This is a genomic window from Leucobacter sp. cx-42 (assembly GCF_014529985.1).
Taxonomy (GTDB): Bacteria; Actinomycetota; Actinomycetes; order Actinomycetales; family Microbacteriaceae; genus Leucobacter.
In genome coordinates, this window is sequence record NZ_JACVMU010000007.1 from 94550 (window position 1) to 108004 (window position 13455).

The following is a 13455-nucleotide window of genomic DNA, read 5'->3' on the forward strand; positions in this document are numbered from 1 at the left end:
TCCTAGGCTGCGGGGTCGTTGCGCTTGCGCGATCCGCGCCCCTGCCAGAGACCGACTGCGCCGGCTGCACATCCGAGCGTCCCGAGGAGCATCCAGAAGGCTGCGAACCACGACCCCAACACGATGCCTGCCGTTGCGCCTGCAACAAGCGGCACCTCAGCGACCATCGCATCACGAGTGAACGGTGTCAGCGCATCAGCTGACGTGCCATCGGGGAGAACGATCGCGCTCGTGCCCACGGTCGAGATGTTCACGAGCGAGCGTCCGCTCTCAATAGCGCGCAAACGTGCAATCGCAAGCTGCTGCGCGCTCTGGTCAGTCTGGCCAAAGTCAGCATTGTTCGTCGGGCCGAGGATGAGTTCTGCACCGCCCGCATTCATTGCGCGCGCCTGATCGTCGATCACCATGTCGAAGCAGATCGCTGTGCCCATACGCACAACGCCCTGCGCGGTGACGGCTTCGAGGACCGACGGACGCTCCCCCGGCGTGTATTCCAGCTGCACCAGGTCGACGAGATCTGGTGCCAACATGTGGAAGAAGTCACGGTTCGGCATGTATTCCGCAAACGGAACTGGGAATCGCTTGTCGTATCGCTGGTCAGTGACACCGAAACGGTCGACCACCACAACGCTGTTCGAGTAGATGCCCTCAGGAGTCTCTGGCGTGAAGTCCTGCAGAATCGTGCCGACGACAATCGGCGCATCGGCCCGAGCTGATAGCCGCGCGACCTCCATACTGCGGAGCGGTTTCCCCGGCAGGTCAAACTCAGCAGAGTTCTCGGGCCACACGATGAGGTCAACGCGCTCCCCCGTGGCCTCAAGCTCATCGAGCAATTCTTCAGTGCCTGTCACATGATCGCGAAATACCGCACCTGCCTCACGATCATCAAAGATCGCAGCCTGTGCGTTTCCCTGCACCGCTGCGACGCGCAGGGTGCTGGTCGTTGGCAAGGTATACGGCGGCACGAACGCAGTAGTAGCGACGACAGCTGCGGTCACACCCAGACCGATGACTCGGTGACGTGCGGTGATCCGCGCCCTATTCGTACGCGGCCAGGCGTACCCAACCACGCAGGCACTAACGAGCACAACCAGACCGCTGAACCCGGCGAATCCGGTCCACGACACCAGCGCGTTCCACGGTGATTCTGCGAGGGGGAAACCAGCTCGCCCCCACGCGAACCCACCGTATGGCAGCGAGATCTGTCCCTGCTCGCGCAGCACCCAGAGTCCTGCGGCAGAGAGCGCCTGCGCAGGAACGAGCCAGCGCGCAAGATGGGGGCGGATCGCAGCAAGCTGTGCCAGTCCCCGTGTTGCGACGGCAGTGACGCCGCCAAGCAACACCATCCACACCGTCATCGCACCTGCAAGCCCGATCCACGGCAGTGGGCCGAGGTACAGGGTCAGCCAAGAAATGTGCAACAGCCAATACGCCGCGCCAGCAATAAGCCCGGCAAGGAGTGCCACGCCAACGCGCTGCTGCCACCACGCTGCAAGTATGAGCGCAATCCCAGGCAGGATGAGCGGCCACGCTCCGACTCCGGGACTTGCGAGGTCAAACAGCGCGCCGCCCGCCGCCGCGGCAGGAAATGCAACGTACCACGCAAGGCGCGCGGGCTGCCCCGCGGTCTGCAACCAGGCCATCAGCTCGAGCTCGAGGCTTCGACGATGCCGCGCTTCACGAGGCGCTTTGCATCGCGTGCGCGCGTTGCCAGCTCTGCGAGCGACTCGGGGGCACCCTCGAATTGGGCGGCGTGTGCACAGGCCTGAGCGACCTGATCGAGCAGGTCGATGGTCTGCTTCGACCAACGGACGAAATCGCCTGCTCCGATGCCGCTCTGCGCGAGCACGTTCTCAAACGTTGCACCTGCAGCCCAGTCGTACATGGCTGCCGCGAGGCCAGCATGCGGCATGGTCGTCTGCGGCAACCGATAACGCTCAGCGAGGTCGTCGAGATAGACCCACTCATCGAGGATCCGATCGTAGGCAGCCGAGAAGGCACCTCCCGGCAGGCGTGGCGACTCTTCGTCATCTCGCCGCGGCTCGTAGCTCAGCGTGCAACACATTGCCGCAAGCGCGGTCGCATCGAGTGGCTCAAACAGCCCAGAACGAATGCACTGTGCGACAAGCAGATCACGATCTCCGTAGATACGCCGGAGCATCTCGCCCCACCCCGTCACGACGATCTCGGTCTTGTCGTTGATACGAGTCTTCTCGAGATAGTCGAGTTCAAGCAGCTCATCAACCACGCGACCAAATGTGCGAGCGATCGTGCCCGTCTTGTTCGTGACCTGGCGGCGACCGCGCTCAATCTTGCGCCGAAGTTTACGAGCGCGGTCTTCCCAGCGCTTCTTGTCGGATCCCTGTGCCTGTTCCGCCGCGCGCTCGTAGCCCGCAAGCGAGCGCTGCTCGGCCTGGAGGTCACGAGCCTGGTCCACCACCGCGCGGTCTGCCTGGAACTGTGCAAAGGAGAGCTCAAGTGTGTCTTGCGCCTGCTCGACCGTCAGCCGCTCGAGCAGATTCACTGCCATGTTTGGCGTGGGCCGGAAGCTTGACTTGACGGGGAACGAACGTGCACCTGCGAGCTGCGAAAGCTCTTCAACGTTCAGCCCGTCCTGCCAGACGACAACGGCGTGACCCTCAACGTCGATGCCACGTCGGCCGGCTCGACCGGTGAGCTGGGTGAACTCGCCTGAGGTGAGCGGCACACGCTGTTCGCCATTGAACTTATCGAGACGTTCAATGGCGACCGCGCGGGCAGGCATATTAATACCGAGCGCGAGCGTTTCCGTTGCAAAGACGATCTTCACGAGACGGCGTTGGAAGAGTTCCTCGACCGCCGACTTAAACGCGGGAAGCAGGCCTGCGTGGTGAGCCGCGATGCCACGCTCGAGACCTGAGATCCAATCGCGCACCCCGAGCACCCGGCGATCCTCAGCTGAGAGGTCTCGGACGACGCGATCCGCCACCTTTCGGATCTCAGCGCGCTCCTCGCGGGAGGTGAGATTCATTCCTTCAAAGAGACACTGCTTGACGGCCTGATCGCAGCCATTTCGGCTGAAGATAAAGACGATAGCCGGCAGCAACCTCGCCTCGGCGAGCGACCGGGCAATATCTGCGCGGGAGATGCGTCGTGAGCGACGTTCAGGGGCGCGTCCACGGGCACGCTCACGACGATCACGGCTGTTTCGCCCACCGCCGCTCGGGCGGGGGCTTCCCGCCAGCTGCCGCAGGTCTGGATTCACGCGACCGCCGGTCGTCGTCTCACCATCCTTCGTGACAAACAACGGAATGAGTTCACGCGAGGTAAGCACGTGCTGGTACAGCGGCACTGGGCGATGCTCAGAGAGAATCACGTCAGTCTCGCCGCGAACCGCGTGCATCCAGTCACCGAACTCTTCCGCGTTCGACACGGTCGCAGACAGCGACACGAGACGCGTCTCTGGCGGCAGGTGGAGAATGATCTCTTCCCACACGGCACCGCGGAATCGATCGCCGAGGAAGTGCACCTCGTCAAGCACGACGAAACCGAGGTCATCGAGCGCCGACGACTCCGCATAGATCATGTTTCGCAGCACCTCGGTCGTCATTACGACGATGGGTGCGTCTCCGCGCAGATTGACGTCACCCGTGAGGAGGCCAACTTCATCCTCACCGTAGGCCTCGCAGAGTTCATGGAACTTCTGATTCGAGAGCGCTTTGATCGGCGCGGTGTAGAAGATCCGCTCATCACGCTCTCGGCGTGCGAGGTACACGGCAAACTCTGCAACCGTTGTCTTACCCGACCCGGTCGGCGCAGCAACAAGTACGCTCTTGCCGTCTTCCAGTCGAGCACATGCCTCGCGCTGGAACGGATCCAGCGGGTATGCAAGGCGCGATTCAAAGTGGTCAAGGGCGGGATGCGTTGTCATCTCTGAACCGGCCTCAGACATGGTTACTTGGGCTCCTCTGTGACATCTGCGATATCTGGGATGTCATCGCGATCGTAGTCTGCAAATTCTTTTGCGCGTCGCTTGTCAACGCGTCGGTCATGCAAGATAGCAACGCCGGTCGCGAGGAAGAACAGCACAGTAATGGGGACGGCGAGCAAGAACATGCTCATGAGATCCGCCGCAGGGGTCGTAAGCGCCGCAAACAACACGATAATCATGATCGCAATGCGCCAGCTCTTGAGAATGGTCTTGCCGCGCAGTACCCCGATGAAGTTCAGCAGCACAAGCAACACCGGCATCACAAACCCAACGCCAACAGCAAGCAGGAGCTTAATCGTGAACTCGAGGTAGGTGCGCGCGTTGATGTAGAACGCATCTTCGGTCGGCTGGAACGTCGACATCAGACGAACAATGTTCGGCAGGACCATCCAGCCCGCATAGATGCCGGCGAGGAAGAGCGGCACGGCGGTGCCAAGGAAGCCAACGCCATATAGCTTTTCACGCTTCGTCAGCCCAGGGGCAAGGAACGCCCAGATCTGGTAAAGCCAGATCGGCGAGGCGATAATCACAGCGATGAACAGCGAGATCTGGATCTTCGTGTCGAAGCCACTCGTGACGTCGGTGTATTGGATAAGCGCAGTACGGCCATTCACTGAAAGGTCGTTAATGGGCTTGCGCAGCATCTCCCAAACCCAGTCTGAGAGTACCCAACCAGCAATCAGACCAACCGCAATGGCGATCGCTGAGATCACCAATCGGTTGCGGAACTCCACAAGGTGCGAGCCCAGACTCATCCGCCCAGTCTTGCGCTGCGGATCCTTCGCCTTTTTTGCCATGATTCTCAGCTTATCTCAGCTCGCTCAACCCGAACTGCGACGCGGTCGCAGCGGTACAAGAAGAATGCCAGCGTGCGGCATATTCTGCCCATTCACGCACGGCGGATCGCGCAACCGTCGGCTGCTCAACCTCAAGTTCGCCCGGCGCACGTTGCGCGAGCCGCACCGCAGTATCAGCGTGCCAGCTCGTCAATTGCACGCGCACGCGATCGCCAGAGAGCTGCTCCACCACCGTCGGCGAAAAGCCGTCGATGCGGGAGAGCAGACGATCGGGCAGACGTGCGACGAGGAGGTCTGCGTTGTCTTCGCTCCGATGATCACTCATCACGTGCGTATCATCGGCTGGACCAGCACTGTTGACATCGGACATGCCTGCGACGAGGAACATCCGCTCACCAACGCGCTCGCGACACCACCCGCGGAGGTACCACGCATCGTCAAGCTCCACCAGAAGATACGGGTCGACCACGCGCGTGCTCTCGATGCCATTGCGGCTCACATAGGTGAATCCAATGGCCTCGCGGTGCTCGATTGCCTGGGCAATCTTGGCGATGCGCGGATCCGCTGGCGCGCCAGCAGCAGAAATCGCCGCGTTGCCCGCGGCGTCACCAAGCCTGCCGAGACGGGCGCGAAGTCCTGCCGCTAGCTCGGAATCAGACGCAGAAAGCACCGGCATGAGCGCTTCAAGGCCAAGCAACAGCGATGACAGCTCCACGCCACTCAATCGAGGCGCATCGTCAATCGCAACCGAGTGCGAGAGACTCACGACGCCGTCCTTCAGTGCGTCCCAGTCAATATCGAAGAGATCGTCGTGCTGATACGACAACGATTCCCCTGGAATCCCGGCTGTGCCAAGAAAACGAATGAGATCAAACAGACGCGATTCATCGACTTCAAACCGCTCGCCGAGCTCGGCCAACGACACCGGGCCGCTTTCACGCAGGAACGGCACCAGCGCGAGCAACAGCAACACCGCATCTTCCATCGCCAATGGCGCGCGCCGCGCAACAGCAGAGCGATGTTGTTTCGAGGGAGCATCGATAGGTACCGGAGCCTCCCCTGCGTGAGCCGAGGCAACCGCAAGCAGCGCATCACGCACATCGTCGCGAAGCGATGCAGGTTCGAGCACGACGATGTCAGCGCCGTACGCCGCAAGCTCCGTCGCGAGCTCGGCGTAATCAATCGTGCCGAACGTAACGACCGCATACGCGCCGTCAGCAGTGAGCCGCAGTTCACCTCGCTGACGCAGCTGGCCGGCAGCGAAAGAACCGACTCGCGCAGCAACGCGCACTGGCTGGCGCTCCTGGAGGGACACGAGCGCCGCGATCTGCTCGGGCACCAATGCGCGAAGTTCTCGATCAAACGGCTGACGCGTCTGCTTGATGACCGAGGTGATCCGAGAGAGCAAGAACACGCGCGGCTGATCGCGATCAAGGTCGTAGCCGAGCACATGCCAGCGGCCCTCGAACCGATGAATTGCTAGCGGTGCGACGTGCCTGGTGAGCGGCGCGGATCGACCACGCAGTTGATACTCAAACCGCACGTTCTCCCCCGCGTCAATTGCGGCAAGCAGCGCAGGCGCCGCTGGCTCAGCGAGCCCGAAGCGAGGAACGACGTGACCGTGTAGCGCCGCATCAGGCGCACGCAGTGCCTCGACCTTCAGCGTCGCACGGCGACTCACCGTATCGAGGCTGCCGCGTCGCCACGACAGCGCAGCAAGGCGCAGGAGCATGAGCTCACGGTCGCTAAAGGTCAGGCCTTCTGGGACCTGCAGCTCGCGTTTGGACACGCGATAGCGGAGCATCTGATTGTTTCCAGGCTCCGAGGGTGATTCGATGACTTCGAGCGGAACGCCAATGTCCCGCAGCTTCGCCTTGTCACGTTCAAATTGACGCTCGAGTGCCGCGAGTCGCTGCTTGCGGGTCTCCCCCGCGGCAGGCTGCACGTCATACCCGTCGACGGTGTCGAAGAGCTCTTGTTTCGTGAGACCCCGTTCGCTCGACAGTAACGCGAGGACGAGCGTGAAGAGGCGCTGCTCGGGCCGATTCCTTTTCAGAGGCCCGAACAGCGCGTCCCAGTCGTCGAGGTCATCCCACTCGACTGCCGCCATGCAGATTAACCTGCCGCGACGATGTCCATGATGAAGACCTGTGCCTGGCCGCCAACGTCAGTGATGACGACGACCTGCGAGCCGATCTTCTTCCCGGTGAGGGCAGCGCGGAGGGGGTCTTCACCCGAATCTGCGCCGAGTGGTGCGGTCATACCGCTGTCCCACGTGTTCACGAAGACTGACTGATCTGCCCAGTTCACGCCCATAGCGTTTACCTGCACGATGTCGGTGTCCTTCACCACGGGGCCGTCGCCAGCGATACGCACCGCAGACTGCGTGCCGGTCGGCGCCTTCGACGGGGGAAGCACGATACCGGGCTGACCGGCCTCGTTGGTAACGACCGCGGGGAAGCCGTTCGGCAGGCCCTTTGCGCGGCCCTCCGCCTTTGGACCAAACGCATCAATCACGTCGATGACGGCGATTGCGGGCGTCCCCATGGTCATGCCGTACTGGGTTGCCGTCTGCGAGCTCAGGGTCACCACTACGCGATCACCGGGCGCCGCACAGCGGATACCTTCGGAGAAGGGAGACGCCTGCGCTTCGGTGACAGAGACAAGCTGCTTCGAGCTGCCGCCGGACTGTTCCTTGCTGTCGTAGATCGTCTGGCCTGATCCGCCATCAATGACGACCATGTTGACGGTCGCGATGTCACCCTCGGTGATCACGCGGCTGCGGTCAGTAGCCTTGTTCAGGATCGTGCGCTGCGTCAGCAGGTCTTTCTGGGGGTACGCAAGGCTCACAGTGATCGGGTCACCGATGCCACCCTGCACCGACACCGAGTCACTCGAGGAACCTGCGGTCAACATCGGCTTGCAGTTCGCCTCAGCGGTGTGAGCCGAGGTGCAGCCAGTCAGACCAGCAACCAGAAGGGCGGCCGCTGCAGTGGCCGGGACAATGCGACGAAGCATGGAGAAACCTCTCGAGGGGACAGATCGAAAACGATCGGGATGTTTGTCATCCTAGTGCCACACAGGGCGGCGATTCCTGCAAGCTCGCCGCCCTGTGTGTACTGAAAATTAACCTTCTGCGCGATCCGCTCGCTGGTCAGCGACCTTCTGCGCTTCGCGAGCCTTCTTGCGAAGAATCTTGTCGCTCTTCACGCGCTCGCCAACGGCTTCTGGGGTCCAGGTCTCCTCTGAAGTGGCGTCTCCCATGTCAGGCAGCCAGTTCGCAAGGTCGGCGTCGGTGAAGTCGCTCTTCGACGCGCGGCGCTTGAGATCGGGAACCGTCGTGTTCGGCGCGAGGCGACGAGCAGTGACAAGGAAGCCGGTGTGCGCAACCATACGGTGGTCGGGGCGGACTGCGAGGCCTTCAACGTGCCAGCCGCGCACCATCGTCTCCGACGCCTGCGGGTGGGTGTACAGGCCCGAGCGGCGCATCTCTTCAACGGTGCGCGACAGCTGGGTGACGGTTGCGACGTAGCAAATGATGACGCCGCCAGGAGCGAGCGCATCAGCCGCGATGTCGACGCACTCCCAGGGAGCGAGCATGTCGAGCACAACGCGGTCAATCGAGCCAGGCTCAACCGCGTTGGGAAGCTCGTCCTGGAGATCACCGACCGTCACTGACCAGTTTGCGGGGTCTTCGCCAGTGAAGGCGCGCACGTTCGCACGAGCGATCTCAGCGAACTCGTCGCGACGCTCGAACGAACGCAGGGTGCCGGTCGAGCCGATGCCGCGGAGCAGGTGCAGCGAGAGCGCACCAGAACCAACGCCAGCCTCGACGACGTTCGCGCCAGGGAAGATATCTGCGAGCGAAAGGATCTGCGCCGCATCCTTCGGGTACACAATGGCTGCGCCGCGGGGCATCGACATCACGAAGTCTGACAGCAGCGGGCGGAGCAGCAGGTACTCCTCGCCCGACGAGTTCGTGACCACTGAGGCGTCGGGCTGACCGACAATCTTGGCGTGCGGCAGCGTGCCACGGTGGCTCTGGAACTCGCCATCCACCTCAAGGGTGAAGGTGTTCATGCGCCCCTTGGGGCCGGTGAGCTGGACGCGGTCGCCGTACACAAACGGGCCACGCAGTGCGGGGGTTCCCGCGGTCTCTGCAGCCGCGTCAGTCGCGCTTGGCTGATCGGTCATGTCTGTCTCCTCGATCGTGGATGTGAGATGTGAGTCCTGACCCGCCGAGTGGGCGGATCGGTACAGGGTAAAAGTCTTGCTGACATCGTCTGCGTTTCGGCCCGCGAGTCCGGAATCCCAGACCTCGTGGGCGGGTGCGTCTGCGAGCGACACCATGTTTGGCAGGCCGATCGTCACGGCGCCGGAGGCAGCTGCCGAGCGAACGCCCGTGCGTGAATCTTCGAAGGCGACGCACTCCTCGATGGCGACGCCAAGCGCCTGTGCGCCGAGCACATACGGCTCGGGGTGCGGCTTCTCGTGTGTCACCTCGTCACCAGCCACGACAGCGGCAAACGTGCCAGCAGGCAGCATGTCGACAACCGCATCTGCGATCCGCCGAACCGACATCGTCACCAGTGCCGCAGGAACACCGAGGCTACCGAGCTCAGCGAGCAGCTCGCGAGCACCGGGACGCCACACTGCCGGTTCCGTCTGCATACCTGCGACGACGCCGTCGGCCCACTCGTCAACGATGGTGTCAACCGTGAGCGGCACACCGAGTTCTTGGAAGCGGCGGGCCGCATCACGGAGGCCAGTACCCACCAACTGCTCTGGCAAGTCGGCAGGCATGTCAATGCCATACCGTGCAAGCATTGCGAGCTCAACACGGAGCCAAAACGGCTCAGAATCAATGATCGTGCCGTCCATGTCCCACAGCGTCGCCAGCGGCAGCGCGTGGTCCTGGCCGTTGGGCGCAGCGTGATGGGCGTTCATTCACCCCAGTCTACCGGCCAATCTCCGGTACTCTGGTGGTCTGCAAGCGCGTCGAGGCCCTCTGGCCAACAAATCTGTGCCGCGCTGAAACCCTGTGAAGGAGATTCTTCGTGAGTATTCGCTCCGCATCCGGAGAAGACGCGCGCATTTTGATTGCCGCGTTCCAAGGGTGGAGCAATGCCGGAGACGCAACCACCGAAGCTGTTGCTCACCTCACGGAAATGCTCGACAATGAGGTCATTCACACGATCTCCGGCGAACAGTACTGCGACCTGCAGCTGAATCGGCCGCGCGTGAGTCGCGATGAGGACGGCAAGCGCATCATCACCTGGCCCGACACCAAGCTTTGGGGTCCGGTGCGCCGCCCCGAGCTGGAACAGCTCGCAGGTATTGCCGAACTCGCTGAGCTCGAAGGCCTCCCCGTGCCCGAAGGCGCCGTCGAAGCTGTTGCTGTCGACCGTGTGACTCGCCTCGACGGCACGGCCGTAACGGAACTTTTCGTCCTCTCAGGTGTAGAGCCCACCCGGGACTGGTCTGCGTTCTCCGAGGAGATCGTCGATCTCGTCGATGTCTGGGATATCGACGTCGTCGTATTCCTCGGCGCACTGTTCGCTGATGCGCCGCACACCCGCCCCATTGTGACCACCCTCAGCTCCGAAGACCCGGCACTCCGCGAAGCCCTCGAAGCAGAAAAGGCAACCTACGAAGGACCAGCTGGCGTCCTGACTGCGGTCGACCTTGCGCTCAACGCACGCGACGTGCCGACCGTCGCACTCTGGGCTCAGGTTCCCCACTACGTGCACAGCGCCCCCTCACCGAAGGCAACGCTGGCGCTGCTCGACAAGCTTGAGGAAATTCTCGATATTTTCATCCCCCGTGGCGACTTGCTGGATCTCGCGACGGATTGGGAGAACAACATCAACAACATCGCCAGCGTTGACGAGGAGATGTCCCGATACATCACCCGGCTCGAGGAAGCCCGCGATGAGTTGCACGCGGCAGACGGCGCGGGTGATGCGCTTGCGCTGGAGTTCGAACGTTTTTTGGGCGCGGATCAGCATCTCCTGAAGTCCGATAGCTCTGTCTCGCTCCCCCAGGCGCAGGCGGAATCCGATTCGGGAACGGACGCCACTGAGCCATCGGATGACTCTGCTGATGGCATCACCGCTGAGACGGATGCCACCGATCTGCCCGACGACGAGCAGCCCACTCAGCACTAACACATGTGATGCCGCATACGCAGAGCGCCCACTCGCAGGAAAGGTTCCTCCGAGTGGGCGCTCTGCTATGTATCGAGATGCGAGGCTAGCTTAGGCGCTTTCGTCGCGCAGAGAGCACTGTCACACCAGCACCGAGCGCCAGCAACGTCGCTGCGCTCAGGTACAACGAGCTCATGTCAGCGCCGGTGTTGGCCAGGCCGGCAGCGTGCTTTCCTGCTGCGCCTGTCGCGACACCAGTGTTTGCTGCACCGGTGGTAGTGACGGTACCGCCGCCTACGCCTCCGTTGCCAGTGGTTCCCGTGCCCGTATCGGTGTCGACAACCTCGCCGGCAGTCGGCCCGTTGTCGCCACCAAGTGCCAGATACCCCGCGCGCGCCGCGGCCAGCTCAGCCGCAGCTGCTTCAGCCGCAAGCTGCGCGTCGCTCAGCGCGGCCCCGCTGCGGAGCAACGCACCCTGCGCGTCTTCGTGTGCGGCTCGAGCAGCATCAAGTTGTGCCTGCGAGGCGTCGACAACGCCTCCGGCCGCAGCGAGCGCCTTGTCGCGAGATGACACCGGCGCATCAGCCAGGGCCGCAGCAAAACTCCGGAATGTTGGACCTGGCACCGGCTCTCCCGCGCCCGGCTCGAGCGCACCGGCATGGTCGTTGAGCCAGTCGAGCTCAGCCTCAATTGCTGCCAGGGCCGCCGCTGCGTCTTCCGCACGCGCGAGGACGTCAGGGAGTTGCGTTTCGAGGGCGGCAAGCTCCTGTTCGAGCTGCGCGAATGCCGCGCGAGCAGCTGACAGCTCGTCACCCAGGCGCGCAGCGTCACTGTCAGCCGCAGCGGCCGCTGCAATCGCTTCGTCGCCAGCCTCCCGAGCACTCTCTGCTGCCGCTGCTGCCTCTGCGAGCCGCGCGAGCAAGTCCGGCCACGCAGCGAGAGCTTCTTCTAGCTGCGCAAGCGACGCCCCGAGTTCCACAGCCTGTGTTTGCAACTCCGCAAGTGTTGCACCGTGTGCGAGGGCAAGCGCGAGCTCTTCGCTCACTCTCGCGATGTCGTCTTCCGCTTGCGCTACTGCCGCAGGGATCCCCGCCTCAGCGGCGCGCGTTTCATCGAGAGTGTCCTGCGCGCGATCTGCATCTTCTGCGCGGTCTCGCACCGTTTCAGCGGCGGATTCTGCTGCGAGTTCTGCATCGTACACCGCTGCCGCCAGTTGTGCGCGACTCGCGAGAATCCCGTCTACGCCGCTCTGCGCGTTCGCGACATTTGCGTTCGCCACAGCTTCACTCCCGCTCGCGCTATTCAACGAAGCCTGTGCGGCATTCTCCGCCTGCACTGCAGCCGCAAGGCGCTCCGCGGCGGCCTCGCGCTCTGACGGCATCGCGTCTGCTGGGAGTGCAGCGAGCGCTGCTTCCGCTTCGGTTTTCGTGCGCGTCGCTGCCGCGAGTGCGTCACGGGCGTTCTGCGTGATGCCGGCTGCCTCGGCAGCAGTGGCCTGCAGCGCATCAAACGCTTCAAGCAGCGCCTGATCATCGGGGTTGGCCAGTTTTGTGGCCAGTGCAGACTTCGCAACGGTCACGGCCTCGTTGGCCTGTGTCAGCACCTCTGCCGCTGTCGCGTGCGCGGATTGAGCCTCCAGCAGCAATCGCCCTGCTTCACTCACGGCCGCGGCCGCCTGAGCCGGAGCGACGTTGATCAGGTGGTTCAGCTGCCGCTCGTAGTCATCCAGCTCGCCACGAATCACGGCTTCAGCGCGCGGTGGGCTTTCCTGAAGCTCCGAAATCTCTTCCTGGTTCGAGGAGATTGCTTCCTGGAGCGAATCATGCGATGCCCGATCCGCCGCAGCGTCACTTTCCCCGGTTGTCAGGGCGGTCTTTGTCGCCGCGATGGCGGCGTCGAGTGCTGGAATGTCGACCGTTGCCGCCAACGCCGCGGTTTCCTCAGCGAGCTCATCCGCGGCTGCACTCGCCTCTTCCAAGCGCTCAACCTCTTCACTTGCGCCCGCGACCGCGTCACGCTTGAGGTCGATCTGCGCTTGGAGACTGGTCAGCGCATCGCTTGCTGCCTGATGCTCGGCCGCTGCTGTTTCATGGATAGCGGTCGCAAAATCAAGCTCGCTCACCGCCGCAATGGCATCAAGGCTTTCGACTGCTGCCTCGTGTTCTTCTTCCGCGGCCGCAACCGCCACGCGAGCTTCCTCTGTCGCAGCTGATGCTTCACCGTGTTCGGCGACTGCCACTTCGAGCACACGTTGAGCGCTGGCCAGCGCCTGCTCTGCAAGTGCCAGGCGCTTCTTTGCTGCCTGGTACGTTGCGTTCGTGTCTGCGGTCTGACGCGCGACTGACGGGTCAACCGCTAAGGTCGCCGCGGAAGCGATGGCGGGAGCGACCGCCATGCTTGCAACGACTGCGGCGGCGGCTGCGGTGGTCGCGACAGTTCGTTTTTTCGTAAATGATGCACCGCTGAATTTCGACTCAGACACTAGATACTCCCTTGTATACAACCAAAAAGCGCACAGATTACTATCACAAACCCCATATGG

The 13455-nt window shown here is 62.8% G+C and carries 8 protein-coding genes and 1 pseudogene; 1 reads left to right on the plus strand and 8 read right to left on the minus strand.

Features of this window, described 5'->3' with window-relative positions:
* Window positions 1-2: 2 nt before the first annotated feature.
* The 7 genes and pseudogenes from lnt to ICM05_RS12775 all read right to left on the minus strand — a co-directional run.
* Window positions 3-1643 carry an apolipoprotein N-acyltransferase gene (gene lnt / locus ICM05_RS08010; RefSeq protein WP_188024060.1) on the minus strand — a complete coding sequence of 547 codons (1641 nt, stop codon included), beginning with the start codon at window positions 1641-1643 and terminating at the stop codon, window positions 3-5.
* On the minus strand, window positions 1643-3931 hold the full coding sequence (locus ICM05_RS08015; RefSeq protein WP_188024061.1) for an RNA helicase: 2289 nt from the start codon (window positions 3929-3931) through the stop codon (window positions 1643-1645). Before ICM05_RS08015 ends, lnt begins: the two co-directional genes overlap by 1 nt.
* A 2-nt stretch (window positions 3932-3933) precedes the next feature.
* Window positions 3934-4767 carry a twin-arginine translocase subunit TatC gene (gene tatC / locus ICM05_RS08020; RefSeq protein WP_215401762.1) on the minus strand — a complete coding sequence of 278 codons (834 nt, stop codon included), beginning with the start codon at window positions 4765-4767 and terminating at the stop codon, window positions 3934-3936.
* Between the two features lie 10 nt (window positions 4768-4777).
* Window positions 4778-6877, minus strand: a complete 2100-nt coding sequence (locus ICM05_RS08025; protein WP_188024062.1) for a YafY family protein — start codon at window positions 6875-6877, stop codon at window positions 4778-4780.
* Between the two features lie 5 nt (window positions 6878-6882).
* Window positions 6883-7785, minus strand: a complete 903-nt coding sequence (locus ICM05_RS08030) for a peptidylprolyl isomerase (RefSeq protein WP_188024063.1) — start codon at window positions 7783-7785, stop codon at window positions 6883-6885.
* Window positions 7786-7893: 108 nt separating this feature from the next.
* Window positions 7894-8961 (minus strand): tRNA (adenine-N1)-methyltransferase, encoded by a 1068-nt coding sequence (locus tag ICM05_RS12770; protein ID WP_251364596.1) that lies wholly within the window; start codon window positions 8959-8961, stop codon window positions 7894-7896.
* Between the two features lie 177 nt (window positions 8962-9138).
* Window positions 9139-9714: pseudogene (locus ICM05_RS12775) on the minus strand (HAD family hydrolase); the annotation flags it as partial.
* A 110-nt stretch (window positions 9715-9824) separates the two neighbouring features.
* On the opposite strand from ICM05_RS12775, the gene ICM05_RS08040 reads away from it, so the two are divergent.
* On the plus strand, window positions 9825-10934 hold the full coding sequence (locus ICM05_RS08040) for a PAC2 family protein (RefSeq protein ID WP_353055853.1): 1110 nt from the start codon (window positions 9825-9827) through the stop codon (window positions 10932-10934).
* Between the two features lie 85 nt (window positions 10935-11019).
* Here the strand turns inward: ICM05_RS08040 and ICM05_RS08045 are convergent, their stop codons facing one another.
* Window positions 11020-13395 carry a hypothetical protein gene (locus ICM05_RS08045; protein ID WP_188024065.1) on the minus strand — a complete coding sequence of 792 codons (2376 nt, stop codon included), beginning with the start codon at window positions 13393-13395 and terminating at the stop codon, window positions 11020-11022.
* Window positions 13396-13455: the final 60 nt, after the last annotated feature.

Excerpts from the sequence above, each read along its gene's own strand:
- ICM05_RS08030 (WP_188024063.1), bottom strand. The coding sequence starts at position 7,785 with ATGCTTCGTCGCATTGTCCCGGCCACTGCAGCGGCCGCCCTTCTGGTT.
- ICM05_RS12770 (WP_251364596.1), bottom strand. The coding sequence starts at position 8,961 with ATGACCGATCAGCCAAGCGCGACTGACGCGGCTGCAGAGACCGCGGGA.
- ICM05_RS08015 (WP_188024061.1), bottom strand. The coding sequence starts at position 3,931 with ATGTCTGAGGCCGGTTCAGAGATGACAACGCATCCCGCCCTTGACCAC.
- ICM05_RS08025 (WP_188024062.1), bottom strand. The coding sequence starts at position 6,877 with ATGGCGGCAGTCGAGTGGGATGACCTCGACGACTGGGACGCGCTGTTC.
- tatC (WP_215401762.1), bottom strand. The coding sequence starts at position 4,767 with ATGGCAAAAAAGGCGAAGGATCCGCAGCGCAAGACTGGGCGGATGAGT.
- lnt (WP_188024060.1), bottom strand. The coding sequence starts at position 1,643 with ATGGCCTGGTTGCAGACCGCGGGGCAGCCCGCGCGCCTTGCGTGGTAC.